Here is a 24,669-nt window from a genome sequence, read left to right as displayed (position 1 = left end):
CGCCCCTCCTCGCGCCGCACGGCACTCCATCGGCCCGAGGAACACCCTGCTGTCTGCTCCGTAAACAGCGACCGCACAAGGCGCGCACATCTCAATCAGCAGCCAAGGTGCCCCGAAGGGCGCGGCGGCCACTCGCTCCGAGCCACATCCGGCAAGCCGCCTTGAGCCACACCCCGCCCTTCCGGGCCATCCAACAACTTACGGAGCCGCCTTGAACCAGTAGAGAAAGCTGTAACTCAGTCGGTCGCATGGGGCTTGAAGTCGTATGCGCACGCCGGGAGTTCGATGCCCTGCCGGTGAGCGAGCGGCACGAAGAGCACTGGTCGGATCGTCCAGGTGATACGGGTGCTGGCCTGGGTGACTGACACCGTGCAAGGCTCGGCGCGCAGCAGGGCTCTCCTGGTCTCGATGCGGCCGTTGTACAGCCGCTCCCACACCTCGTCGGATGCGTCGGGATCGAGCGCCGGTGAGATGGTGCAGAGTGCGACCGCGACCCATCTGTCTGCCTGGGGTGCCGAGTAGGCGTCGGTGGATGCCCGGAGTGTCGGCGGCCTTTCCTCGGTGAGGTCTTCGGTCCAGCACTCGCACCAGTAGCCGCGTCGGGGCTTGTCTGTCAGCACGGGCGGTCTCCGAGATGAGTGGCCGCGGAGAGCTTTGCGGTGACCGCACGGCTGCTGCGGCTTGCCGGGATGCGGAGTTCGGCGGTGACGGTGCGGCCGGAGTTGTCGCCCTGGATCACGACGTTATCGGCGAGTGCGGCGACCATGCCCAGTCCTCGGCCGTGGGTGGCGTTGGGGGATGGATGCCGGACTTCGGATCTCGCTGAACCCGCCACGGCGCGTGCAGTGCTCGACTCGCTGAAACTCAAGCTCGACGGCACGGCCGCAGCGGCGGAAACGGTGCGACGTAAGCGCCGGACGCTCGTGAACGCTGCGAACTACGCGGTCGACCTGGGGGAGTTGCGGGAGAATCCGATCACGGCGGTTCGCTGGCAGAAGCCCAAGCTCTCGAACCAGGTCGATCCGCGCGTTGTCGCCAACCCGGAGCAGGCTCGCAATCTCTTGGCGGCAGTGTCCTACGTCGGCGGCTACCGGCGTGCTCGCGGCCGACGTCTCGTCGGGCTGTTCGCGGCGATGTACTTCGGTGGCCTCCGGCCCGCTGAGGCGGTCGGCCTGGTCGAGACTGACCTCGTCCTCCCTGAGCAGGGCTGGGGATCGGCGCTGCTCCACCGGACTCGTCCCTCGGTCGGCAAGCAATGGACCGACTCGGGAGAGACCCACGACGACCGCGGGCTTAAGAATCGGCCGACTGAGGACGTTCGGCGTGTGCCTATTCCGCCCCAGCTCGTCGCCGTGCTGCGCGAGCACCTGGCCACGTTCGGCACGGCGGAAGACGGGCGGCTCTTCTTCAGTGAGAAGGGTTCGGTTGTCCCGTCCTCGACCTACTACCGCGTGTGGCAGGAGGCTCGGCTCCTGGCGCTTCCGCCGGCTGTCACGGCCTCGCCGCTCGCGAGTAGGCCGTACGACCTTCGGCACTCGGCGCTGTCGACGTGGCTCAATGCCGGAGTGGATCCCACCGAGGTTGCCGAGCGCGCCGGCAACAGCGTCGAGGTCCTACTGACCCGGTACGCGAAGTGCCTCGACGGTCGGCAGGACGTCGCCAACCGTCGCATCGAGGACCTGCTGCGCGAGTACGAGTGAGGCAACCTGCACTCACACCGAGGCCTCAGGCATGCCGCCTGGGGCCTCCCTCGTTTCGTGTCCTACCTGCGCCGATGCTTCGTCCGGAAAGGTCGAGCTGAGTCGAGCTGCTTGCCCTGCGGTCTTGTGGCCTCGCCTCGCTTGCTGCTGGCATATCTGCAACGTCATCGCGGGAGCACAGGGGGCCTTGTGGAGCTGAACGTCACGCGCTGGAAGCGGTACGGACATGACCGTCTGTACGCCAACCTGCCTGATGGCACCGCGGTCGGTTGGGCGGATGTCACGACGGCGGACATCACGGTCTTGCGGGCCGAGTGTCGCGACGACGTGATCGCCGTGCTCACGAAGCACTTACAGCACCTCACCGAGCCTGTTCCGCCCGGCGGGGCACCGGAGACTCAGTCGCATCCGATGCTGCCGCCTCTGACGCCGGCCGACGACCTGGCCATCAACCTTCCCGGGAAGTCCATACGCGACCTGCTCGATGAATCCGGCCCGGGGCTAACGAAGCGAGTCGTCTCACGGCTTCTACGGCGCCCCACTGAGTGGGACTCCTGGCGAAAGGGATTGGCGGGGGAGCGGCGAGTGGGAGCCGAGCTGAACCGGTTGGGGCGCCACGGATGGCGCGTCCTGCACTCCATCCCCTTGGCCAACAAAGTGGATATCGATCACCTACTGATCGGGCCTGGTGGAGTGTTCAGCATCAATACGAAGCACCACCACAAGCGCGCCGTATGGGTCGGCGACGATTCCGTGAGAGTGGATCACGGGAAACCGGCGCCCTACGCACGCAAGAGCCGGGCGGAGGCCAAGCGGGTCGCCCGAGTGCTTGAGCGCTATTGCGACTTCCCGGTACCGGTGGAGCCAGTGCTCGTCTTCGTCGGCGTCACCGAGCTGAAAGTGGTGGCTACGCAGCTCAGTGTCCGGGTCTACCAGGAGCGCCAAGTATCGGCACTCGCTCCACTCTCAGGCGTACTCACAGCAGACCAGGTGGAGCAGGTGTACAGCGTCGCTCGCCATCGTCAGGCTTGGAACCAGGCCTGAGTTGGTCGCCTCAGCGGAGTGCCAGCGGTCCTCATGGACGCCCGTTGTTAGCCCCGCGGCGTGATGATTCGTGTGGGGCGGGGCGCCTGGAGGTGGTGCGGGCCTCGCCATTTCCTGGCCCGCACCTGCAGCGACGCTCCAAGATCCCGTCCACGCTTCGTGCACAGACCCCGGTATACGACCACTTCCGGCGGCGTACGTCTGCGTGTACGAGCCGCCGTCCCGGCGCGGGGCCCGGCAGTGGTACGCCGGGCGCCCGCGACTCGGGGACAGGATGCGGTCAGCCCGCCTTGGCGAGGGCCGGGACGAAGCGCTCCGCGTCGATCGTTCCGACACCGGTCGCCATGTCGTAGCCCTTCACCGCGGTGTAGCCGGGGACTCCCGCATAGCTGTTGCTCGTGCCGTCCTTCACGTCCACGATCCCGGTGGACGGGTTCGACGAGGACTGCGCGTACAGCGAGTACAGCGCCTGGTGGATGTCCCCCAGCCGGTGCCCGGCGACCTGGTCGGCCAGGGCCACGATTCCTGCGAAGAGCGGGCTGGCCTCGCTGGTGCCGACGTAGACGTCCCAGCCGACCCGCTTCGGGTTGTAGCTGGAGTACACCCATCCGCCGCCCTTCAGAGAGGCGGACATGGAGACGTCCGGGGTGCTGCGGTGATTGCCGGCCACCCCGTTCTGATACGAGGGACGCGCGAAGACGTGGGACTGGCCGCCGCCGCTGGCGCCGTGGTCGTTGTAGACGCTGTCCGGCGCGATGCGGTTGCCGTTGGCGTCCAGGTGCAGCTGGGTCCCGCCGACCGAGACCACCAGGGGGTCGTCGGTCGGCCAGGCGTTGACCCTGTACGGATAGGTGGTCTGGCCGTTCGAGGTGGTGTCGGTGGGTCCGCTGTCGCCGGAAGCGTCGGTGACGGTCACACCGTGCTTGGCTGCGTCCTTGAAGGCGTACCGCAGGTTCTGGATGCTGGAGAAGTCACCTTTGCTGAAGCCGGGGAAGTTGTTCTCCGCCACGCCCCAGCTCTGGCTGATCACATCGCCCACGCCGCGGTCGATGAGCGACTTCTCGGCGTCCATGACCTCCCGCAGGCCGGTGGTGCCGTCCCCGATCCGGCCGACCGCGGTCTCCGCCAGGACGATGTGTGCGTCCGGGGCGATGGCATGCGCCATCTCCACGTCGAGGGTGGTCTCCCCGGCCCAGCCGAGTTGGTCGGGGTCGCTGGGGTCGAAGCGCGGGACGTTGCCCCACTTGACCACGTCGACATGGGTGCTCTTCATGCCGAACCGGGCGCTGTAGACGTCCAGGTCCTTCTGGATGGTCGGCGAGCCGAACGGATCCACGATCACGATCGTGCGCCCCTTGCCGGTCACTCCTGCCTTGTATAGCGGGTCCAGGTTGTACGCCTGGCGGTACTGGAGCGCGTTGTAGCAGTCGAACCCCCACTGCTCCCGGCACTGCGCAGTGGTCATCAGGCTGCCGGGCGCGCTCTTCGAATGCTGTCCGGCCGCCGGCACGAGCTTGACTCCTTGCGCCGGTTGCACGGGTGCAGCGACGGCGACGGAACCAGAGAAAAGCCCTGCTATCGCTGCGAAACTGGTGAGGCTGGTGATCCAGGCTGCGGCGACCGCAGTGCGCCGCCGCGCATGAATCCTGCGCATAGATGCTCCTCGAAGTGGACTAGACCATGCTCGGCCCGTTGACCGTCGATCTCACTCCGAGGCCGTCCATGAGGCAAGGGTTTGCCCCTGTGTGGCTTGTCACTGCTTCATCCGATTCGCTGCTCTATGCCCATATCGAGCGTGTTCCGCATGGTCTGGGCACCCCATCGAGGGTGCATGCCGGCCTGGTTGTCGCACCGCTTCAGTCCAGGCGGCAGCGGGACCTTCGCGTGTCGGGCTGTCTCCTGCACGGTCGTGACCGGTTTGATATGGGCTGTATCGGTTTTACGAGATAGTTCATATCTGACCGCTTAATGAGTTACGTCACGGTCTGACCGTCGAGCAGGGGGCGGCGCTTGAGCAGGATCGGGTGCCGCTGGAGCCGGACATGGCGCCACGCGCCCACTTGGTGCCGAGCGGAGCGGTTGGCGGCGTCGGAGCCCTCGGAGGGGCGGCCGGATGCAGCTGACGGGCCGTCGAATGGGGCGGCTGGCCTCGGTGGACGCTGCAAGATCCCGTCCACGCCTCGTCCACAGACCCCGACATGCGGCCGCTCCGGGCCGCATACGGCTGCACATACGCGAAGACCCCGGCCTCAGCGTTTCCGCTGGTGACGGGGTCTTTGGGCACCTCATGCTGGGTGCCCCCGGCAGGATTCGAACCTGCGCACACGGCTCCGGAGGCCGTTGCTCTATCCCCTGAGCTACGGGGGCGTGTCGGCTGTTGAGCGCTTCGCTCGCGGCGACGGGTAGAACACTAGCAGGTCCGGCGGGGTGATCAGGAACCCGTTTCCGGGGGTGGGGAGCGGGGTGCGGCGGGGCCGGTGTGCGGTGGTCGGCGGAACGGGTCCCCTGTACGGGGCGGAAGTGGGGAAAACCCGGACGCGGTGGCCGGTCCGGACCTACTCTCGACGTGTGCCAGGCGCCTCGGGTCGGGTGCTTGTTGTGGACGACAACAAGGTCATCCGGCAGCTGATCAGGGTCAATCTCGAGCTGGAAGGGCTCGAGGTCGTGACCGCGGCCGATGGTGCCGAGTGCCTGGACGTGGTGCACCAGGTGCGGCCCGATGTCGTGACCCTCGACGTCGTCATGCCCCGGCTGGACGGCCTGCGCACCGCGGCCCGGCTGCGCGCCGATCCCCGTACGCACCATCTGCCGCTCGCCATCATCAGCGCGTGCACGCAGCACGAGGTCGAGAGCGGCCTCGACGTCGGCGTCGACGCCTTCCTCGCCAAGCCCTTCGAACCGGCCGACCTGGTCCGGCTCGTCAAGCAGCTCATCCAGTGCGGGGACGGCCGCGGGGGAGCGGGGCACGGGGGAGACGGCGGCCGCCGCGGCGGCGAGGACGGGGGAGACGACGGCGAGGGCGACGGCGACGAGGAACCGGGCGGCGGGGGCAGGCAGGACAGCGCCGCCGACGGCGTTCCGAGCCACCGGATCTTCTACGGCGGCTAGACCGCAGCCCGTGCGGTCGGTGGGTCGTGAGCAGGGATGTGCTGGCCGCTCGCCCCTCCCGAAAGCCCGTAAATCGCCCGCCCGTCCCACAGTGAGAAACCACGTCGCATACCCACCCCCTCCCTCCCCTACGCTTGTCCCGTGACCCCCGTCGAGTTGTCCCGCACCGTGCTGCATGCGGTGCGCCGTGCTGTCGATGACGGGGAGCTGAGTGTGACGGTGCCCGAGCGGGCCGTGGTGACCGTGCCGGGGCCAGGGGGGTGCGGGGACTACGCCACGACCATCGCCCTCCAGCTCGCCCGGTCGGCCGGGCGGCCTTCGCGACGGGTCGCCGAGATCCTGGTGCCCCGGCTCGCCGACGCCGACGGCATCCGCGACGTCGTCGTCACCGGCCCCGGGTTCCTCAACATCAGCCTCGCCGAGCGGGCGCAGGCCGACCTCGTCACCGCCGTCGTCCGGGAGATCGGCGCCCGCGGTGCCGCGTACGGCCACGGCGACGCCCTCGCCGGGCGGATCGTCGCGCTGCGCGTGCCGTACGAGGTCCGGGCCGAGGTCCTCGCCGACGCCGTCGTACGGCTGGTCGCCGCGCAGGGCGGGCGGGCCACCGTCGAGCACGGCGAGCCCGTCAATCTGCGGCCGGTGCCCGCGCCGGAGGACCCCGCCCCGCTCGGGGCCGACGCCGCCCAGTGGGCGCTGCTGCATCCCGCGCCGCACGACCGGCCCCGGATCACCGCCGACCATCTCGTCCAGCGGGAGAGCAATCCGCTGTTCCGGGTGCGGTACGCCCATGCGCGTGTCCGGTCCCTCGGCAGAAACGCCGGCCGCCTGGGCTTCAGCGCCGAACCCGGGCCTCTCGGGCTCGACAGCGACACCGACACCGGCTTCGACAGCGGTACCGCTCACCGCGAACTGCTCGCCGCCCTCGCCGAACACCCCCGTATCCTCGCCGCGGCCGCCACCCACCGTGCCCCGGACCGGCTCGCCCGGCATCTCGTCACCGTCGCCGATGCCGCGCTGCCCTTCCTCGCCTCCGTGCTCCCCTGCGGCGAGGAGAAACCCTCGGCCGCCCACCGCGCCCGGCTCGCGCTCGCCGAAGCCGCCGGGACGGTGCTGGCCGGCGGCCTGTCCCTGCTCGGTATCGACGCACCCGAACATCTCTGAGGCCCCAGTGCAGACGTGCCCCGGAGAGAGACAGAGAGTCTGAGAGTCACCGTCATGAGCCGTTCCGCCCATCCCGCCGGGCCCCGTCACGCCGATGTCCTGCCCGAGGGCCACTACTCCGCGCCGCCCGCCGATCTCAACACCCTCGACCACAAGGTGTGGGCCCAGACCGTCGGGCGGGACGCCGACGGGGTCGTCACCGTCGGCGGGGTCGATGTCAACCGGCTCGCCGAGGAGTTCGGGACTCCCGCGTACGTCCTCGACGAGGCGGACTTCCGAGCGCGGGCGCGTGCCTGGCGCACCGCCTTCGGGCCCGACGCCGACGTGTTCTACGCCGGCAAGGCCTTCCTCTCGCGTGCCGTCGTGCGCTGGCTCGACGAGGAGGGGCTCAATCTCGACGTGTGTTCCGGCGGGGAGCTGACCACCGCCCTGTCCGCCGGCATGCCCGCCGAGCGCATCGCCTTCCACGGCAACAACAAGTCCACGGACGAGATCCGTCGCGCCGTCGAGGCCGGGGTCGGGCGGATCGTGCTCGACTCGTTCCAGGAGATCGTGCGGGTCGCCCACATCGCGCAGTCCCTCGGCAAGCGGCAGAAGGCCCAGATCCGGATCACGGTCGGCGTGGAGGCGCACACGCACGAGTTCATCGCCACCGCCCACGAGGACCAGAAGTTCGGGATCCCGCTCGCCGGCGGGCAGGCCGCCGAGGCCGTGCGGCGGGCCCTCCAGCTCGACGGGCTCGAACTGATCGGCATCCACTCCCACATCGGGTCGCAGATCTTCGACATGTCCGGCTTCGAGGTCGCCGCGCACCGCGTGGTGGGACTGCTCAAGGACGTCCGGGACGAGCACGGCGTCGAGCTGCCCGAGATCGACCTCGGGGGCGGGCTCGGCATCGCCTACACCAGCGACGACGATCCGCGCGAGCCGCACGAGATCGCCAAGGCCCTCACCGAGATCGTCACCCGGGAGTGCGAGGCCGCCCGGCTGCGCACCCCCCGGATCTCCGTCGAGCCCGGCCGCGCCATCGTCGGGCCCACCGCCTTCACCCTCTACGAGGTCGGCACCGTCAAGCCGCTCGACGGGCTGCGGACGTACGTGTCCGTCGACGGCGGCATGTCCGACAACATCCGGACGGCGCTGTACGACGCCGAGTACAGCGTCGCCCTCGTCTCGCGCACCTCCACCGCCGAGCCCATGCTCGCCCGCGTGGTCGGCAAGCACTGCGAGAGCGGGGACATCGTGGTCAAGGACGCGTTCCTGCCGGCCGACCTGGCGCCGGGGGACCTCATCGCCGTACCGGCCACGGGCGCGTACTGCCGGTCCATGGCCAGCAACTACAACCATGTGCTCCGGCCGCCCGTCGTCGCCGTGCGGGACGGGGAGGCCCGGGTGATCGTCCGGCGTGAGACGGAGGAGGACCTGCTGCGTCTCGACGTCGGCTAGTCACCGGCCGAACAAGAGGGGCTGGAAGATCTCCTGTCGGCCGGCCCCGTACAAATGAAATTCATGTCTCACGATCCGGACCAAGGGTAGAAACTCCCGTCCGGTGAGTGAGACTGGTCCAACCGTAGACGGTATGAGGAAACGAGGTCGGATGATGCGTACGCGTCCGCTGAAGGTGGCGCTGCTGGGCTGTGGGGTTGTCGGCTCAGAGGTGGCGCGCATCATGACGACGCACGCCGACGACCTCGCCCAGAGGATCGGCGCCCCGGTGGAGCTGGCGGGCGTCGCCGTACGGCGGCCCTCCAAGGTGCGCGAGGGCATCCCGGCGGAACTCGTGACCACCGACGCCACCGCGCTCGTCAAACGGGGGGACATCGACGTCGTGGTCGAGGTGATCGGCGGCATCGAGCCCGCCCGGTCCCTGATCACCACCGCCTTCGAGCACGGCGCGTCCGTCGTCTCCGCGAACAAGGCCCTGCTCGCCCAGGACGGCGCCGCCCTGCACGCCGTCGCCGAGGAGCACGACCGGGACCTGTACTACGAGGCCGCCGTCGCCGGTGCCATCCCGCTGATCCGCCCGCTGCGCGAGTCCCTCGCCGGCGACAAGGTCAACCGGGTGCTCGGCATCGTCAACGGCACCACCAACTTCATCCTCGACAAGATGGACTCCACGGGCGCCGGCTATCAGGAGGCGCTCGACGAGGCCACCGCGCTCGGGTACGCCGAGGCCGACCCGACCGCCGACGTCGAGGGTTTCGACGCCGCCGCCAAGGCCGCCATCCTCGCCGGTATCGCCTTCCACACGCGCGTGCGTCTCGACGACGTCTACCGCGAGGGCATGGCCGAGGTCACCGCCGCCGACTTCCGCTCGGCGAAGGAGATGGGCTGCACGATCAAGCTGCTCGCCATCTGCGAGCGGGCGCAGGACGGGGCGTCCGTCACCGCGCGCGTGCACCCCGCCATGATTCCGCTGAGCCACCCGCTCGCCTCCGTGCGCGGCGCGTACAACGCCGTCTTCGTGGAGTCCGACGCGGCCGGCCAGCTCATGTTCTACGGCCCCGGCGCCGGCGGTTCCCCGACCGCCTCCGCCGTGCTCGGCGACCTCGTCGCCGTCTGCCGTAACCGGCTCAACGGCGCAACGGGGCCCGGTGAGTCGGCGTACGCGGCCCTGCCCGTCTCGCCCATGGGCGAGGTCGTCACGCGCTACCACATCAGCCTCGACGTCGCGGACAAGCCGGGCGTGCTCGCCCAGGTCGCCACCGTCTTCGCCGAGCACGGGGTGTCGATCGACACCGTTCGCCAGCAGGGCAAGGACGGCGAGGCCTCCCTCGTCGTCGTCACCCACCGGGCGTCCGACGCCTCCCTCACCGGGACCGTCGAGGCGCTGCGCAAGCTCGACACCGTGCGGGGTGTCGCCAGCATCATGCGGGTTGAAGGAGAGTAACCAGCAATGACCCACCAGTGGCGCGGAATCATCGAGGAGTACCGGGACAGGCTGCCGGTATCCGACACCACGCCGGTCGTGACGCTCCGCGAGGGCGGCACGCCGCTCGTGCCCGCGCAGGTGCTCTCCGAGCGCACGGGCTGTGAGGTCCACCTGAAGGTCGAGGGCGCCAACCCCACCGGCTCCTTCAAGGACCGCGGCATGACCATGGCCATCTCCAAGGCCAAGGAGGACGGGGCCAAGGCCGTGATCTGCGCCTCCACCGGCAACACGTCGGCCTCCGCGGCCGCGTACGCCGTGCGGGCCGGCATGGTCTCGGCCGTCCTCGTGCCGCAGGGCAAGATCGCGCTCGGCAAGATGGGCCAGGCCCTCGTGCACGGCGCGAAGATCCTCCAGGTCGACGGCAACTTCGACGACTGCCTCACCCTCGCGCGCGAGCTGAGCGAGAACTACCCGGTGGCGCTGGTCAATTCGGTCAACCCGGTGCGGATCGAGGGCCAGAAGACGGCCGCCTTCGAGATCGTGGACATGCTCGGCGACGCGCCCGACATCCACGTCCTGCCGGTCGGCAACGCGGGCAACATCACCGCCTACTGGAAGGGCTACAAGGAGTACGCCGCCGACGGCATCTGCGCGAAGACCCCCCGGATGTGGGGCTTCCAGGCCTCCGGCAGCGCGCCGATCGTGCGCGGCGAGGTCGTCAAGGACCCCTCGACCATCGCCACCGCCATCCGCATCGGCAACCCCGCATCCTGGGAGTACGCGCTCGCGGCCCGCGACGAGTCCGGCGGCGCCATCGACGAGGTGACGGACCGTGAAATCCTGCGCGCCTACCGGCTGTTGGCCGCGCAGGAGGGTGTCTTCGTGGAGCCCGCCTCCGCCGCCTCCGTGGCCGGTCTGCTCAAGGCGGCCGAGCAGGGCAAGGTCGACCCGGGCCAGCGGATCGTGTGCACCGTCACCGGCAACGGTCTGAAGGACCCCGACTGGGCCGTCGCCGGCGCCCCGCAGCCGGTCACCGTGCCGGTCGACGCGGCCACCGCCGCCGAGCGCCTCGGCCTGGCCTGAGCCCTGGTAAAACCCTGACAGGGTGCACAGGGGGCTTACGACACGCATCGTGCGCCTCCTGTGCGCCCTATGTCGCCACAGAACCTTCCTTCGATAGGCTGTAGGGAACCCGCCCACTGCATATGCCTGCGCATATGGGTGACGCCGCGCCGTCTGCGCGGTCCGCGGGTCTCCACGCACGTATCGAACGTCATCGAATGTCTTCGACAGTCACGCAGCTCAAGGAGAGTCAACGAGCGATGGCCGGTCCAGCGTTCCGCGCCGCCGCCGTCCGGGTGCGCGTCCCCGCCACCAGCGCCAATCTCGGCCCGGGCTTCGACGCCCTCGGCCTCGCGCTGGGGCTGTACGACGACGTGGTCGTCCGGGTGGCCGACGCCGGGCTGCACATCGACATCGCGGGCGAGGGCAACGAGACCCTTCCGCGTGACGAGAGCCACCTCCTCATCCGCTCGATGCGTACCGCCTTCGATCTGCTGGGCGGACAGCCCCGCGGCCTGGAAATCGTCTGCGCCAACCGCATTCCGCACGGCCGCGGCCTGGGCTCCTCCTCCGCCGCCATCTGCGCCGGCATCGTCGCCGCCCGCGCGGTGACCATAGGCGGGGAGGCCAGGCTCGACGACGCCGCCCTCCTCGGACTGGCCACCGAGATCGAGGGTCACCCCGACAACGTCGCCGCCTGTCTGCTCGGCGGATTCACCCTGTCCTGGATGGAGGCCGGCGCCGCCCGGGCGATCAGGATGGAGCCCAGCGATTCCATCGTTCCGGTGGTTTTCGTCCCCGGAAAGCCGGTCCTGACGGAGACCGCGCGCGGCCTGCTCCCGCGCTCCGTGCCGCACGTCGACGCCGCCGCCAACGCGGGCCGTGCCGCCCTGCTCGTCGAGGCCCTCACCCGGCGCCCCGAGCTGCTGCTGCCCGCCACCGAGGACCGCCTTCACCAGGAGTACCGCGCCCCGGCCATGCCGGAGAGCGCCGCGCTCGTGGAGCGGCTGCGCGCCGACGGCATCCCGGCCGTCATCTCGGGCGCCGGCCCCACCGTCATGGCGCTGGCCGACGCCGACAGCGCCGACAAGGTCTCTCACCTCGCGGGTGAGGGCTGGGCCGCCAACCGGCTGGACCTGGACGTACAGGGCGCGAGCGTGCTGCCGCTCGCGACCTCCGGTGTTGATTAACTGCGTCCGGTTGCCGGATTTGGAGAGGGGGAATGTTTGTTGGATCCGGTAGTGTTAATCTCAAGTCTGCACCCGACCCCACCATGGCGAGGTGCCTCGTGTCCCCGTCCGGGACAGACATTCTTCCGGGAGCCTCCCACGCCACTCCGTGTTCCTTGCGCCGCACCTGGGCAGTACGACGTATGCGAGCACTGAGCGGGCCGCCGGGCACGCTCCGGAACCGGTGCTACCACGCCACGTGACACTGGGTGCCACGACTCGCGGAAGCGCCGATCACCGCACATTTCTCTTCCGCCGCTTTGGCGGACCACCGCCCCGGCGCGGTTCACAGAAGCAGGACCGTAGCCGGACAGCACAACCGGTCGCCGAGCCAGACAGGCCGACGTCCGCTCCAGGGAAGGACCCTTCGTGAGCGACACCACCGATCTGATGGGCGCACGTGTCGAGGAGACCGCTGCCGCGCCCGCCACGGACGCCTCCGCGCCTGCCACCGGTGCCGGCTCCCGGCGGCGCCGCGGTACCGGCCTTGAGGGCATGGTGCTGGCCGAGCTGCAACAGGTCGCCTCGGGCCTCGGCATCAGGGGCACCGCGCGGATGCGCAAGAGCCAGCTGATCGAGGTCATCAAGGAGGCGCAGGCCGCCGGTGGGGGTGCCCCCTCCGGGGGAGCCGCCGCCAAGGCCGAGACCGCCACCGAGACCAAGCCCAAGCGCCGCGCCACCTCCAAGGCCCGCACGGGTGACGCCGCCGACGGCGACAAGAAGGCGGAGGCTCCGGCCGAGAAGGCCGTGGCCCAGCAGCAGATCGAGATCCCCGGCCAGCCGGCCTCCGACGACGCGCCCACCGAGCGCCGTCGCCGCCGCGCCACCGCCGAGGCCGGCAGCCCCACCGCGAGCGGCGCCGAGACGGTCGTCGCCGAGGCGAAGGCCGAGCCCAGGACCGAAGCCCAGCAGCAGGGCGAGGGTGCCAAGGGCGACGCCGCCGAGGGCGAGGGCCGCGGCCGCCGCGACCGCCGTGAGCGCGGCCGGGACCGCGACCGTCGCGGCAAGGGCGACGACCAGCAGGGCCCGGGCGGCCGTCAGGACCGTCAGCAGCAGGGCGGCCAGCAGCAGGGCGGCGGCCGGCCGGACCGTCAGGACCGCCAGCGCGACAACGGCCCGCAGGACGACGACGACTTCGAGGGCGGCCGCCGGGGCCGTCGCGGGCGCTACCGCGACCGCCGTGGCCGCCGTGGCCGCGAGGAGTTCGCGAACGAGCCGCAGCTCGCCGAGGACGACGTCCTGATCCCCGTCGCGGGCATCCTGGACATCCTCGACAACTACGCCTTCATCCGGACCTCCGGCTACCTGCCGGGTCCGAACGACGTGTACGTCTCCCTCGCCCAGGTCCGCAAGAACGGCCTGCGCAAGGGTGACCACGTCACCGGTGCGGTCCGCCAGCCGAAGGAGGGCGAGCGCCGCGAGAAGTTCAACGCGCTGGTCCGCCTCGACTCCGTCAACGGCATGGCGCCCGAACACGGCCGCGGCCGACCGGAGTTCAACAAGCTGACCCCGCTCTACCCGCAGGACCGGCTCCGCCTGGAGACCGACCCGGGCGTGCTGACCACCCGCATCATCGACCTCGTGTCGCCGATCGGCAAGGGCCAGCGCGGTCTGATCGTGGCCCCGCCGAAGACCGGCAAGACCATGATCATGCAGGCGATCGCCAACGCGATCACGCACAACAACCCCGAGTGCCACCTGATGGTCGTCCTCGTCGACGAGCGTCCGGAAGAGGTCACCGACATGCAGCGGTCGGTCAAGGGCGAGGTCATCTCCTCGACCTTCGACCGCCCGGCCGAGGACCACACCACGGTCGCCGAGCTGGCCATCGAGCGCGCCAAGCGTCTCGTGGAGCTGGGTCACGACGTCGTCGTCCTGCTCGACTCCATCACGCGTCTGGGCCGTGCCTACAACCTGGCGGCGCCGGCCTCCGGCCGCATCCTGTCCGGTGGTGTCGACTCGACCGCCCTGTACCCGCCGAAGCGCTTCTTCGGTGCGGCCCGCAACATCGAGGACGGCGGCTCGCTGACCATCCTCGCCACCGCCCTGGTGGACACCGGGTCCCGCATGGACGAGGTGATCTTCGAGGAGTTCAAGGGCACCGGCAACGCGGAGCTCAAGCTCGACCGGAAGCTCGCCGACAAGCGCATCTTCCCGGCGGTGGACGTGGACGCGTCCGGCACCCGCAAGGAGGAGATCCTGCTCGGTGCCGAGGAGCTGGCCATCACCTGGAAGCTGCGCCGAGTGCTGCACGCGCTCGACTCGCAGCAGGCGATCGAGCTGCTTCTGGACAAGATGAAGCAGACGAAGTCGAACGCCGAGTTCCTGTTGCAGATCCAGAAGACGACGCCGATGCCCGGCAACGGCGACTAGGACAAGAGCGTCGGAAAGGTCACAACCGAGATCCCTGCCACAGGGTTCACGGGCGTCGCCCACCAGGAGTGACTACACAGAGTGCCCATCGCTGTACGCGGTGGGCACTCTGCGTTGTGCAACTCTGTCCCGAGTTTCTCCGTCCGACCGTACGGAGCGACGATGGAGCGGTGACGCCCGCCCGACCCTGAAAGCAGGGGGTACCACCGACCGACGAGACCGAGGAGCGATGTGTCCGCCCAGAGCACGCCGGAGCCCGTCATAGCCGAGCCGGACGGGGCAGGTCCCCGCACCGGCAGGGGACGCCGCCGCAAGGCCCCGAGCAAGGGCCGCAGGGCGCTGCGGGTCGCGGCCTGGACGGCCGCGGGCGTGGTCGTCCTCGGCGGCACCGGCGCCGGGTACGTCTACTTCAAGCTCAACGGCAACCTCAAGAGCGTCGACATCAACCAGGCGCTCGGTGCCGACCGGCCCACGAAGGCCGACAACGGCTCCGAGAACATCCTGGTCCTCGGCTCGGACAGCCGCTCCGGCTCCAACAAGAAGCTCGGCGGCGGCACCGACGACGGCAGCGCCCGCTCCGACACGGCGATGATCGTCCACGTCTACGAGGGCCACAAGAAGGCCAGCGTCGTCTCCATCCCCCGGGACACCCTCGTCGACCGCCCCTCGTGCACCGACACCGCCGGCACCGCGCACCCGGCCGCGACCGGCGTGATGTTCAACGAGGCGTACTCCACCGGCGGCGCGGCCTGTGCCGTGAAGACCGTCGAGTCGCTCACCGGCATCCGCATGGACCACTACCTGGAGGTCGACTTCGAGGGCTTCCAGCGGCTCATCGACGACCTCGGCGGCGTCCCGGTCACGACCACGAAGAACATCGACGACCCGCGGAGCCACCTGACCCTCCGGGCCGGCGCCCACACCCTGAACGGCAGGCAGGCCCTCGGCCTGGTCCGCACCCGGCACGGCGTCGGCGACGGCTCCGACCTGGGCCGCATCCAGCTCCAGCAGGCGTTCGTCAAGGCGCTGCTCGACCAGGTCAAGAACGTCGGCGTGTTCAGCAACCCCAAGAAGCTGTACGACCTCGCCGACACCGCCACCAAGGCCGTGACCACCGATTCGGACCTGGGTTCGGTCAACTCCCTCATCGACTTCGCCAACGGCCTCAAGGGCATCAGCGCGAAGCACATGGACATGGTCACGATGCCGGTCCAGTACGACCCGGCCGACCCGAACCGGGTGGTCCTGGAGACCGCCAAGGCCCAGCAGGTCTGGTCCGCCCTGAAGAACGACCGGCCGATCCCGAAGTCGGCGACGGAGGGTACGGCCGCGGGCGAGGCCAAGGGCGTGGTGAGCTCCTGAGGGGTGATTCCCCCTCTCCATTCCCCGGCGCCGCCCCCGGGGAATAGATGACGAGCACCCCCGGTTTTGGGGGATGGCGCCAGTCCTGGCAGACTGGTACGTCGGCTCCGGTTCACGCTCCCGCATCCCGCGGCGGCGACCCGGCGCCCTCCCGAAACCTAGGAGACACCTTGAAGCGCGACATCCACCCCGAGTACGTCGAGACGCAGGTCAGCTGCACCTGTGGCGCGTCGTTCACCACCCGTAGCACCATCGAGTCCGGCACCATCCGGGCCGAGGTCTGCTCCGAGTGCCACCCGTTCTACACGGGCAAGCAGAAGATCCTCGACACCGGTGGCCGTGTGGCCCGCTTCGAGGCCCGCTTCGGCAAGGCTGCCGCCGGCTCCAAGAAGTAGCGAGCCCCCATTCGCCGGTCCACGGCCACACCCTCCCCGGGGTGTGCCCGGGACCGGCGTTTTTGGTCGCCCGCCCTTCCCGTCACCGCAGTACAGGAGCCCAAGATGTTCGAGGCCGTCGAGGAACTCGTCACCGAGCACGGCGATCTGGAGAAGCAGCTCGCCGACCCGTCGGTCCACGCCGACCAGGCGAACGCGCGCAAGCTGAACAAGCGCTACGCCGAGCTGACCCCGATCGTCGCCACGTACCGCTCCTGGAAGCAGTCGGGCGACGACATCGAGACCGCGCGCGAGCTGGCCGCCGACGACCCCGACTTCGCCGCCGAGGTCAAGGACCTGGAGAAGCAGCGCGAGGAGCTGACCGAGAAGCTGCGTCTGCTGCTCGTCCCGCGCGATCCGAGTGACGACAAGGACGTCATTCTGGAGATCAAGGCGGGCGCGGGCGGTGACGAGTCGGCGCTGTTCGCCGGCGACCTGCTGCGCATGTACCTGCGCTACGCCGAGCGCGTCGGCTGGAAGACCGAGATCATCGACGCGACCGAGTCCGAGCTGGGCGGTTACAAGGACGTCCAGGTCGCGGTGAAGACCAAGGGCGGCCAGGGCGCCACCGAGCCCGGCCAGGGCGTGTGGGCGCGGCTGAAGTACGAGGGCGGTGTGCACCGGGTGCAGCGCGTGCCGGCGACCGAGTCGCAGGGCCGTATCCACACCTCCGCCGCCGGTGTCCTCGTGACCCCCGAGGCCGAGGAGGTGGACGTGGAGATCAACCCGAACGACCTCCGTATCGACGTCTACCGGTCCTCCGGTCCCGGCGGCCAGTCCGTCAACACCACCGACTCCGCGGTGCGCATCACGCACCTGCCGACCGGCGTCGTCGCCTCCTGCCAGAACGAGAAGAGCCAGCTCCAGAACAAGGAGCAGGCGCTGCGTATCCTGCGTTCCAGGCTGCTCGCCGCGGCGCAGGAGGAGGCCGAGCGGGAGGCCGCGGACGCCCGCCGCAGCCAGGTCCGCACCGTCGACCGCTCCGAGAAGATCCGCACCTACAACTTCCCGGAGAACCGCATCTCGGACCACCGCGTCGGCTTCAAGGCGTACAACCTGGACCAGGTCCTGGACGGCGACCTCGCCGCGGTGATCCAGGCCTGCGTCGACGCCGACTCGGCGGCGAAGCTGGCAGCTGCATAAAGGCATCTACGCTCGACCCAGTACGACACGGAGGACTCGCGTGAACCTGCTGCTCGCGGAGGTGGCCCAGGCCACCCAGCGGCTGGCCGACGCCGGCGTGCCCTCGCCGCGCAACGACGCGGAGGAGCTGGCCGCGTTCGTGCACGGGGTGAAGCGCGGCGCACTGCACTCCGTGAAGGACGCCGACTTCGACGCCCGGTACTGGGAGGTCATCGCCCGGCGCGAGCAGCGCGAGCCGCTCCAGCACATCACCGGGCGGGCCTACTTCCGCTACCTGGAACTCCAGGTCGGGCCGGGCGTGTTCGTGCCCCGGCCGGAGACCGAGTCCGTGGTCGGCTGGGCCATAGACGCCGTGCGCGCCATGGACGTCGTCGAGCCGTGCATCGTGGACCTGTGCACCGGCTCCGGCGCCATCGCGCTGGCCCTCGCACAGGAGGTCCCGCGCTCGCGGGTGCACGCCGTGGAGCTGTCCGAGGACGCCCTGGTGTGGACCCGCAAGAACGTGGCGGGCTCCAGGGTCGACCTGCGCCAGGGCGACGCCCTGACCGCCTTCCCCGACCTCGACGGCCAGGTCGACCTGGTCATCTCCAACCCGCCGTACATCCCGCTCACCGAGTGGGAGTATGTCGCCATCGAGGCCCGCGACTACGACCCGGAGCTGGCTCTCTTCTCCGGTGAGGACGGCCTCGACCTGATCCGCGGCATCGAGCGCACCGCCCACCGGCTGCTGCGCCCCGGCGGGGTCGTCGTGATCGAGCACGCCGACACCCAGGGCGGCCAGGTGCCGTGGATCTTCACCGAGGAGCGGGGCTGGGCCGACGCGGCCGACCACCCCGACCTCAACAACCGCCCCCGGTTCGCGACCGCCCGCAAGGCGCTGCCGTGAGCACCCCGACGATTTCCATCCGGCTGTACGTGTACGAGGAGGCCCGCTAGACATGGCACGGCGATACGACACCAACGACGCGACCGACCGCGCGACGGGTCTGCGCGAGGCCGCGTCCGCCGTCCGCCGGGGCGAGCTGGTGGTGCTGCCGACCGACACGGTCTACGGCATCGGCGCCGACGCGTTCTCCTCGGAGGGCGTCGCCGACCTGCTCGCCGCCAAGGGCCGGGGCCGCAACATGCCCACCCCTGTACTCATCGGCTCCCCGAACACCCTGCACGGCCTCGTCACGGACTTCTCCGAGCTGGCCTGGGAGCTGGTCGACGCGTTCTGGCCGGGCGCCCTCACGCTCGTCGCCAAGCACCAGCCCTCGCTCCAGTGGGACCTCGGCGACACCCGGGGCACGGTGGCCGTCCGCATGCCGCTGCACCCCGTCGCGATCGAGCTGCTCACCGAGGTCGGCCCGATGGCGGTGTCGTCGGCGAACCTCACCGGGCACCCCGCGCCGGAGGACTGCGACGCCGCCCAGGAGATGCTCGGCGACTCCGTCTCGGTCTACCTCGACGGCGGCCCGACCCCCGGCATCGTGCCGTCGTCCATCGTGGACGTCAGCCGTTCCGTGCCGGTGCTGCTGCGCGAGGGCGCGATCTCGGCGGAGGAGCTGCGGAAGGTCGTACCTGACCTCGAGGTGGCGAATTGACGGCCCCTGAAGCGGGGCGTGGCATAGGCATCGGGGCCAGTGCGGCAGAGACGACCACGACGTTCGGCTTTCCGCGCGACACCTTCCGCATCCTCCATGTCAGCACCGGCAACGTGTGCCGCTCGCCCATCACCGAGCGGCTGACCCGCCATTTCGTCGCGGAGCGGCTCGGCGTGCTCGGCGGCGGGCTGATCGTGGAGAGCGCGGGCACCTGGGGCCACGAGGGCGCCCCGATGGAGGCCAACGCGGAGGCGGTGCTGGCCGAGTTCGGCGCGGACGCCTCCGGCTTCTTCGGCCGGGAACTGCTGGACGAGCACGTCATCAGGGCCGACCTGGTGCTCACGGCCACGCGGGACCACCGGGCGCAGGTGATCTCGATGGGGCATTCGGCGGGGCTGCGGACGTTCACGCTGAAGGAGTTCACCCGGCTGGTCCGCGCGATAGACCCCGCCACGCTGCCGCCGCTGGAGGACGGTGTGGTGATGCGCGCCCGTGCGCTGGTGCGGGCGGCCGCGGCGCTGCGGGGCTGGCTGCTCGCGCCCACGGCGGAGGCGGACGAGGTGCACGACCCGTACGGCGCCCCGCTGCCGTTCTTCCGGTCCGTCGGGGGCGAGATACACCAGGCGCTGGACCCGGTGGTGACGGCGCTGACCGGCGTGGCCACTCGTACATAAGGGATACACGCGGGTGTAACGGTCGCGCGGGGGGCGCGGGGCGGGCCTACATTGGGTTTACGTCACCGTCGACCGCCCGGGAGCCCGCCATGTCGGTCACCTCTGCCCTCCCGACCGATGTCCTGCGGCAACAGGACCCCGAACTGGCCGAGATCCTGCTGGGCGAGCTGCGCCGGCAGTCGACATCGCTCCAGCTGATCGCCGCCGAGAACTTCACCTCGCCCGCCGTGCTGGCCGCGCTCGGCTCGCCGCTCGCCAACAAGTACGCCGAGGGCTATCCCGGCGCCCGCCATCACGGCGGCTGCGAACTGGTCGACATCGCCGAGCGGCTCGCCGTGGAGCGGGCCAGGGCGCTGTTCGGGGCCGCGCACGCCAACGTCCAGGCCCACTCGGGCTCCTCGGCCGTCCTGGCCGCCTACGCCGCCCTGCTGCGCCCCGGGGACACCGTCCTCGCCCTCGGTCTGCACTCCGGCGGTCACCTCACGCACGGCTCGCCCGCGAACTTCTCGGGCCGCTGGTTCGACTTCGTCGGCTACGGCGTCGACGCCGAGACCGGGCTCATCGACCACGACCAGGTGCGCCATCTGGCGCGCAACCACCGGCCCAAGGCGATCGTGTGCGGGTCCATCGCCTACCCCCGCCACTTCGACTACGCCTTCTTCCGCGAGGTGGCCGACGAGGTCGGGGCCTATCTGATCGCCGACGCCGCGCATCCGATCGGGCTGGTCGCCGGGGGAGCGGCGCCGAATCCTGTGCCGTACGCCGATGTCGTGTGCGCGACGACGCACAAGGTGCTGCGCGGGCCGCGCGGCGGCATGATCCTGTGCGGGACCCCCGAGCTGGCCGAGCGGATCGACCGGGCCGTGTTCCCCTTCACCCAGGGCGGCGCCCAGATGCACACCATCGCCGCCAAGGCCGTCGCGTTCGGCGAGGCGGCCACTCCGGCGTTCGCCGCGTACGCCCATCGGGTGGTCACCAACGCCAGGACGCTGGCCGCGCTGCTGGAGGCCGAGGGCTTCACCGTCACCACCGGCGGCACCGACACCCATCTGATCACCGTCGACCCCGCCCCGCTCGGCGTGGACGGCCGCACCGCCCGCGGCCGCCTCGCCGCCGCCGGGATCGTCCTGGACTGCTGTGTGCTGCCGCACGACGACGGCCGCGGGCTGCGCCTGGGCACGGCCGCGGTGACCACCCAGGGCATGGGCGAGCCGGAGATGGCCCGGATCGCGGCACTGATGGCCGGGGTGCTGCGGGGCACCGTCGAGCCGGCCCGGGCGCGGGAGGAGGTGCGGGAACTGACCGGTGATTTTCCGCCGTATCCGGCCTGAACCGGGGCAGGCGTCGGGCCGTACACCCCTATGTGCGCCGTACACCACAGCCACACGTGCAACCATCGTCGCTACCCGGAAGTCCCCATCCATATACGTCCATCGCTAGGGTGTGGGGCTGTGATGGCCAGCGAGACCTGTGGGGAAGCCCGTGCGTGAATACCTGCTGACGCTCTGCATCACGGCCGCGGTGACGTACCTGCTGACAGGGCCGGTGCGGAAGTTCGCGATCGTGGCCGGGGCGATGCCGGAGATCAGGGCCCGTGACGTGCACCGGGAACCGACTCCGCGGCTCGGCGGTATCGCCATGTTCTTCGGCCTGTGCGCGGGCCTGCTCGTCGCGGACCACCTGACCGGCCTCAACGAGGTCTTCGAGAAGTCCAACGAGCCGCGCGCCCTGCTCTCCGGCGCGGCCCTGATCTGGCTGATCGGCGTCCTGGACGACAAGTTCGAGATCGACGCGCTGATCAAGCTGGGCGGCCAGATGATCGCCGCGGGCGTCATGGTGATGCAGGGTCTGACGATCCTGTGGCTGCCCGTCCCCGGCGTCGGCAACGTGGCGCTGACCCAGTGGCAGGGCACCCTGCTGACCGTCGCCCTCGTCGTCATCACGATCAACGCGGTGAACTTCGTGGACGGCCTGGACGGCCTCGCCGCCGGCATGGTCTGCATCGCGGCCGGCGCGTTCTTCCTGTACGCCTACCGGATCTGGTACTCGTACGGCATCGAGGCGGCCGCCCCGGCCACCCTGTTCTCGGCGATCCTGATGGGCATGTGCCTGGGCTTCCTGCCGCACAACATGCATCCCGCGCGGATCTTCATGGGCGACTCGGGCTCGATGCTGATCGGCCTGGTGCTGGCCGCGGGCGCGATCTCGATCACGGGTCAGCTGGACCCGGACGCGCTGGGCCTGTACGTGGGTTCCGAGAGGGCCGCGGTGCACGCGACGGTGCCGGTCTACATCCCGCTCCTCCTGCCGCTGACGATCATCGCCGTGCCGGCCGCCGACCTGGTCCTCGCGATCGTCCGCCGCACCTGGCGCGGCCAGTCGCCGTTCGCCGCCGACCGCGGGCACCTGCACCACCGGCTGCTGGAGATCGGCCACTCGCACAGCCGGGCCGTGCTGATCATGTACTTCTGGTCGGCCCTGATCGCCTTCGGCGCCCTCGCCTACTCAGTGAACTCGGCGTCCATGTGGATCGTGCTCGGCGTCGTCTTCCTCAGCGCGATCGGACTGGTCCTGCTGCTGCTCCCGCGCTTCACCCCGCGTGTGCCGGTGTGGGCGCAGGCCTTCGTGCCGCCCCGCTACCGCAGGCGGCGCCGGGCTGCCGAGGCGGCCGAGGCCGCCGTGGCGGGGGCGGTCCGGGAGGCGGAGGAGACCACCGAACGGGCGCCGGTCACGGCCGGGATCGCGGGCGTCAACGGGGCGACCGCCATTGGCCCTCGTTCGCGTTTTGTTGATCGTCACTGAGACGCACAAGGTAAGAATCTGGCGAGAGCATTGCCAATTCGTGGGGGACCAAAGCCCCCTAATACCAGACAAGTGGGCGCCATTTTTGCACAGACGCGCACCGTCACTCTCATGTGTGACAGCAAGCACACCAAGCGGGTAAAGACCTCATCAAATAGTTTGTGATACGGTTCACGAGAACCCCGGATAGAGCCGAAGGACCGTAGTGCGACGGTCCATTGGTGTGAGGTCTCGATCACTCAGCCCGGGACTACGCTCGTCCATGACGACACCCTGCCCCCTTGTGAAAGCGGAGTTGCCGCCATGCCGTCCAAAGACGCCCGGAACCTTCTGCAGATCGCTGTGCCCACAGCGGTCGCAGGCGTGATCACTGTCGCCGTGAGCGCAGCGGTCGCGGGGGGCAAGGGTGCGCTCGGCGCGGGTGTCGGCACGCTGCTGGCCATCCTGTTCATGGGAATCGGCCTCTACGTCCTCCAGTGGACGGCAAAAACGCTCCCGCAGCTGTTCCAGGCCATGGGCCTCATGCTCTACATGGCCCAGTTGCTGCTCCTCTTCATCTTCGTCGCCGTCTTCAAGGGCACCTCTCTCTTCAACCCGAGGGCGTTCGCCGCGGGGATCGTGGTCGCGACAGTCGTGTGGATGGCCGCGCAGGCCCGTGCACACATGAAGGCCAAGATCTTCTACGTCGACCCGGACTCCGAGAAGAGCGATAAGCCCGAGAAGACAGGGCCGTCGTCGTGAGAGGTAGGGGCGGGATAAAGGCTTGTGAGATCTCCTGCTATCGTCCGGTGCCAACTGCGGCATCGCGGGCGCGGGCAGCCGAGCTGACGCCTGCTCAATGGCGAGGCTCGACGCCCCCCAGCCGCCCCCACATCCGTAACACCAGTCCGGTGCCGATCCGCGGCCACGCGCCGCGCCGACACAACGAGGTTGCCGTACCCATGCGTCACGCCGAAGGAGCCCGTGGTGAGTGCTGACCAGACCCAGCTCGCCTTTGACTGGAGTTGTCGGATCATGTCCGACAACGGGTGTGGCTTCCCGGCTCCGGGCCTGCACTCCTTTCTGTTCAAGCCGCTCGCCACGGTCGGAGGCTTCGAGTTCAACAAGGTGATGCTGCTCGCGCTCATCACCTCCGTGCTCGTCGTCGCGTTCTTCTGGACGGCGTTCGGCAAGGCCAAGGTCGTTCCCGGCAAACTGCAGATGATCGGCGAGGCCGGCTACGACTTCGTGCGCCGCGGCATCGTGTACGAGACCCTCGGCAAGCGCGAGGGCGAGAAGTGGGTGCCGTTCATGGTCTCCCTCTTCTTCTTCGTCTGGATCATGAACATCTGGTCCGTGATCCCGCTGGCGCAGTTCCCCGTCTCCTCGGTCATCGCCTTCCCGATGGTGCTGGCCGCGATCGTCTGGATCCTCTGGGTCGGGCTGACCTTCAAGCGCCACGGCTTCGTGGGCTTCTTCAAGAACGTCACGGGCTACGACAAGTCGCTCGGTGCGGTGCTCCCGCTGGTCATGGTCATCGAGTTCTTCTCGAACCTGCTGGTCCGCCCGTTCACGCACGCGGTGCGACTCTTCGCCAACATGTTCGCCGGTCACCTGATGCTGGTGATGTTCACCGTCGCCTCCTGGTACCTGCTGAACAGCTGGATGGTCCCGGCCGCCGGTGTCTCCTTCGTGATGACCATGGCCATGATCTGCTTCGAGCTTTTCGTCCAGGCGGTTCAGGCGTACGTCTTCGTACTGCTGGCCTGCTCGTACGTTCAGGGCGCTCTCGCCGAGCACCACTGAGCACCACCCCACCCCCCTGTCGTCCGGTGGCCAACCCCCACCGGTCCGTAAAGAGAAGGAAGATTCAGCATGGCTGCCACTGAGACCCTCGCCGCTGTCTCCGGTTCCATCGGTTCCGTCGGTTACGGCCTCTCCGCCATCGGCCCCGGCATCGGCGTCGGCATCATCTTCGGTAACGGCACCCAGGCCCTCGCCCGTCAGCCCGAGGCCGCTGGTCTGATCCGCGCCAACCAGATCCTGGGCTTCGCCTTCTGTGAGGCGCTCGCCCTCATCGGCATCGTCATGCCGTTCGTGTTCGGTGTGAAGTAAGACTCCCTACCGACACGTAACGACG

Annotated in this window: 22 protein-coding genes, 1 tRNA gene and 1 pseudogene; 20 read left to right on the top strand and 4 right to left on the bottom strand. The window is 69.7% G+C overall.

Annotation, left to right across the window (positions count from 1 at the left end):
• Positions 1-236 precede the first annotated feature (236 nt).
• Together ACZ4MF_RS35915 and ACZ4MF_RS35910 are read right to left on the bottom strand one after the other, a co-directional pair.
• Positions 237-620 carry a hypothetical protein gene (locus ACZ4MF_RS35915; protein ID WP_467496780.1) on the bottom strand — a complete coding sequence of 128 codons (384 nt, stop codon included), beginning with the start codon at positions 618-620 and terminating at the stop codon, positions 237-239.
• Complete coding sequence (locus tag ACZ4MF_RS35910; protein WP_467496786.1) at positions 614-766, bottom strand: hypothetical protein; 153 nt, start codon at positions 764-766, stop codon at positions 614-616. Before ACZ4MF_RS35910 ends, ACZ4MF_RS35915 begins: the two co-directional genes overlap by 7 nt.
• A gap of 46 nt (positions 767-812) precedes the next feature.
• Between ACZ4MF_RS35910 and ACZ4MF_RS35905 the strand changes: the two are divergent.
• Positions 813-1,700: pseudogene (locus ACZ4MF_RS35905) on the top strand (tyrosine-type recombinase/integrase); the annotation flags it as partial.
• A gap of 189 nt (positions 1,701-1,889) precedes the next feature.
• Positions 1,890-2,744: a nuclease-related domain-containing protein gene (locus ACZ4MF_RS35900; RefSeq protein WP_467496778.1), complete on the top strand. Its 855-nt coding sequence runs from the start codon at positions 1,890-1,892 to the stop codon at positions 2,742-2,744.
• A gap of 280 nt (positions 2,745-3,024) precedes the next feature.
• Here the strand turns inward: ACZ4MF_RS35900 and ACZ4MF_RS35895 are convergent, their stop codons facing one another.
• Both ACZ4MF_RS35895 and ACZ4MF_RS35890 read right to left on the bottom strand, forming a co-directional pair.
• Positions 3,025-4,254 carry a S53 family peptidase gene (locus ACZ4MF_RS35895; RefSeq protein WP_467496776.1) on the bottom strand — a complete coding sequence of 410 codons (1,230 nt, stop codon included), beginning with the start codon at positions 4,252-4,254 and terminating at the stop codon, positions 3,025-3,027.
• Between the two features lie 785 nt (positions 4,255-5,039).
• Positions 5,040-5,111, bottom strand: a tRNA-Arg gene (locus tag ACZ4MF_RS35890).
• 153 nt (positions 5,112-5,264) lie between these two features.
• Between ACZ4MF_RS35890 and ACZ4MF_RS35885 the strand changes: the two genes are divergently transcribed.
• From ACZ4MF_RS35885 to ACZ4MF_RS35800, 18 genes are all read left to right on the top strand, one after another.
• The gene (locus tag ACZ4MF_RS35885) at positions 5,265-5,852 is read left to right on the top strand and encodes a response regulator (RefSeq protein ID WP_467496774.1); all 588 of its coding nucleotides are present in this window, start codon (positions 5,265-5,267) and stop codon (positions 5,850-5,852) included.
• 141 nt (positions 5,853-5,993) lie between these two features.
• On the top strand, positions 5,994-7,013 hold the full coding sequence (gene nrtL / locus ACZ4MF_RS35880; RefSeq protein ID WP_467496772.1) for an ArgS-related anticodon-binding protein NrtL: 1,020 nt from the start codon (positions 5,994-5,996) through the stop codon (positions 7,011-7,013).
• 54 nt (positions 7,014-7,067) lie between these two features.
• Positions 7,068-8,459: a diaminopimelate decarboxylase gene (gene lysA, locus ACZ4MF_RS35875; RefSeq protein ID WP_467496770.1), complete on the top strand. Its 1,392-nt coding sequence runs from the start codon at positions 7,068-7,070 to the stop codon at positions 8,457-8,459.
• Positions 8,460-8,610: 151 nt separating this feature from the next.
• On the top strand, positions 8,611-9,903 hold the full coding sequence (locus ACZ4MF_RS35870) for a homoserine dehydrogenase (RefSeq protein ID WP_356027717.1): 1,293 nt from the start codon (positions 8,611-8,613) through the stop codon (positions 9,901-9,903).
• A gap of 6 nt (positions 9,904-9,909) precedes the next feature.
• Positions 9,910-10,968: a threonine synthase gene (gene thrC / locus ACZ4MF_RS35865; protein WP_467496768.1), complete on the top strand. Its 1,059-nt coding sequence runs from the start codon at positions 9,910-9,912 to the stop codon at positions 10,966-10,968.
• A 239-nt stretch (positions 10,969-11,207) separates the two neighbouring features.
• Positions 11,208-12,137 carry a homoserine kinase gene (thrB, locus tag ACZ4MF_RS35860; RefSeq protein ID WP_467496766.1) on the top strand — a complete coding sequence of 310 codons (930 nt, stop codon included), beginning with the start codon at positions 11,208-11,210 and terminating at the stop codon, positions 12,135-12,137.
• A gap of 408 nt (positions 12,138-12,545) precedes the next feature.
• Positions 12,546-14,549: a transcription termination factor Rho gene (rho, locus tag ACZ4MF_RS35855; protein ID WP_467496764.1), complete on the top strand. Its 2,004-nt coding sequence runs from the start codon at positions 12,546-12,548 to the stop codon at positions 14,547-14,549.
• Between the two features lie 231 nt (positions 14,550-14,780).
• Positions 14,781-15,911, top strand: a complete 1,131-nt coding sequence (locus ACZ4MF_RS35850) for an LCP family protein (protein WP_467496762.1) — start codon at positions 14,781-14,783, stop codon at positions 15,909-15,911.
• 170 nt (positions 15,912-16,081) lie between these two features.
• Complete coding sequence (rpmE, locus tag ACZ4MF_RS35845) at positions 16,082-16,306, top strand: 50S ribosomal protein L31 (protein ID WP_019326867.1); 225 nt, start codon at positions 16,082-16,084, stop codon at positions 16,304-16,306.
• A 105-nt stretch (positions 16,307-16,411) separates the two neighbouring features.
• Complete coding sequence (gene prfA / locus ACZ4MF_RS35840; protein WP_071376451.1) at positions 16,412-17,488, top strand: peptide chain release factor 1; 1,077 nt, start codon at positions 16,412-16,414, stop codon at positions 17,486-17,488.
• Positions 17,489-17,528: 40 nt separating this feature from the next.
• Positions 17,529-18,374, top strand: coding sequence for a peptide chain release factor N(5)-glutamine methyltransferase (prmC, locus tag ACZ4MF_RS35835; RefSeq protein WP_071376450.1), 846 nt, complete (start codon positions 17,529-17,531; stop codon positions 18,372-18,374).
• 52 nt (positions 18,375-18,426) lie between these two features.
• The gene (locus ACZ4MF_RS35830) at positions 18,427-19,074 is read left to right on the top strand and encodes an L-threonylcarbamoyladenylate synthase (protein WP_071376449.1); all 648 of its coding nucleotides are present in this window, start codon (positions 18,427-18,429) and stop codon (positions 19,072-19,074) included.
• Positions 19,071-19,748: an arsenate reductase/protein-tyrosine-phosphatase family protein gene (locus tag ACZ4MF_RS35825; RefSeq protein WP_467496760.1), complete on the top strand. Its 678-nt coding sequence runs from the start codon at positions 19,071-19,073 to the stop codon at positions 19,746-19,748. The genes ACZ4MF_RS35830 and ACZ4MF_RS35825 overlap by 4 nt, the downstream gene beginning before the upstream one ends.
• An 89-nt stretch (positions 19,749-19,837) precedes the next feature.
• On the top strand, positions 19,838-21,079 hold the full coding sequence (locus ACZ4MF_RS35820; RefSeq protein ID WP_467496758.1) for a serine hydroxymethyltransferase: 1,242 nt from the start codon (positions 19,838-19,840) through the stop codon (positions 21,077-21,079).
• A 151-nt stretch (positions 21,080-21,230) separates the two neighbouring features.
• Positions 21,231-22,550: an MraY family glycosyltransferase gene (locus ACZ4MF_RS35815; protein ID WP_467496757.1), complete on the top strand. Its 1,320-nt coding sequence runs from the start codon at positions 21,231-21,233 to the stop codon at positions 22,548-22,550.
• Between the two features lie 303 nt (positions 22,551-22,853).
• On the top strand, positions 22,854-23,291 hold the full coding sequence (locus ACZ4MF_RS35810) for a hypothetical protein (RefSeq protein ID WP_467496755.1): 438 nt from the start codon (positions 22,854-22,856) through the stop codon (positions 23,289-23,291).
• A 273-nt stretch (positions 23,292-23,564) separates the two neighbouring features.
• A complete protein-coding gene (gene atpB, locus ACZ4MF_RS35805; protein ID WP_356027893.1) occupies positions 23,565-24,335 on the top strand; it encodes a F0F1 ATP synthase subunit A in 771 nt (256 codons plus the stop codon).
• A gap of 69 nt (positions 24,336-24,404) precedes the next feature.
• Entirely contained in the window at positions 24,405-24,644 is a 240-nt protein-coding gene (locus tag ACZ4MF_RS35800; RefSeq protein WP_003992984.1) for an ATP synthase subunit c family protein, read from the top strand.
• Positions 24,645-24,669: the final 25 nt, after the last annotated feature.

It is taken from the genome of Streptomyces sp. NPDC025793 (genome assembly GCF_055558375.1).
The sequence above is the reverse complement of the archived record's forward strand: the minus strand, read 5'-3'. Positions and strand labels throughout refer to the sequence as shown.

Bases quoted from the DNA above. Each gene is read 5' to 3' on its own strand.
- ACZ4MF_RS35820 (WP_467496758.1), top strand. From the start codon at position 19,838: ATGTCGGTCACCTCTGCCCTCCCGACCGATGTCCTGCGGCAACAGGAC.
- prfA (WP_071376451.1), top strand. From the start codon at position 16,412: ATGTTCGAGGCCGTCGAGGAACTCGTCACCGAGCACGGCGATCTGGAG.
- thrC (WP_467496768.1), top strand. From the start codon at position 9,910: ATGACCCACCAGTGGCGCGGAATCATCGAGGAGTACCGGGACAGGCTG.
- thrB (WP_467496766.1), top strand. From the start codon at position 11,208: ATGGCCGGTCCAGCGTTCCGCGCCGCCGCCGTCCGGGTGCGCGTCCCC.
- ACZ4MF_RS35870 (WP_356027717.1), top strand. From the start codon at position 8,611: ATGATGCGTACGCGTCCGCTGAAGGTGGCGCTGCTGGGCTGTGGGGTT.
- ACZ4MF_RS35800 (WP_003992984.1), top strand. From the start codon at position 24,405: ATGGCTGCCACTGAGACCCTCGCCGCTGTCTCCGGTTCCATCGGTTCC.
- ACZ4MF_RS35830 (WP_071376449.1), top strand. From the start codon at position 18,427: ATGGCACGGCGATACGACACCAACGACGCGACCGACCGCGCGACGGGT.
- lysA (WP_467496770.1), top strand. From the start codon at position 7,068: ATGAGCCGTTCCGCCCATCCCGCCGGGCCCCGTCACGCCGATGTCCTG.
- atpB (WP_356027893.1), top strand. From the start codon at position 23,565: ATGTCCGACAACGGGTGTGGCTTCCCGGCTCCGGGCCTGCACTCCTTT.
- ACZ4MF_RS35910 (WP_467496786.1), bottom strand. From the start codon at position 766: ATGGTCGCCGCACTCGCCGATAACGTCGTGATCCAGGGCGACAACTCC.
- ACZ4MF_RS35810 (WP_467496755.1), top strand. From the start codon at position 22,854: ATGCCGTCCAAAGACGCCCGGAACCTTCTGCAGATCGCTGTGCCCACA.